The organism is Psychrobacter sp. W2-37-MNA-CIBAN-0211 (genome assembly GCF_040309405.1).
Taxonomy (GTDB): domain Bacteria; phylum Pseudomonadota; class Gammaproteobacteria; order Pseudomonadales; family Moraxellaceae; genus Psychrobacter; species Psychrobacter glaciei.
The window spans coordinates 1-249 of record NZ_JBEOOU010000447.1 but is presented as its reverse complement, the minus strand read 5'-3'; the positions used below and the strand labels follow the sequence as shown (position 1 = coordinate 249).

Here is a 249-nt window from a genome sequence, read left to right as displayed (position 1 = left end):
CCATTGTACTGAGCGATTAATGCATTGCCTTTTGACTCGAATGCTTTTAAGTCAGCTTCGGTCCACCAGTCACGCATGTTACCTTCGCCATCAAATTTAGCACCTTGGTCATCAAAGCCATGGCCCATTTCGTGGCCAATAACAGCACCAATACCACCATAGTTAACCGCATCATCAGCTTCTAAGTTGAAGAAAGGCGGTTGTAAAATCGCAGCAGGGAACACGATTTCGTTCATGGTTGGGTTGTAG

1 protein-coding gene is annotated in these 249 nt (G+C 45.8%); it reads right to left on the bottom strand.

Annotated elements, in window-relative coordinates; all coding sequences use genetic code 11:
* The coding region (locus AAEY72_RS15840) for a M13-type metalloendopeptidase (RefSeq protein WP_352311604.1) at positions 1-249 on the bottom strand (249 nt) is incomplete at both ends.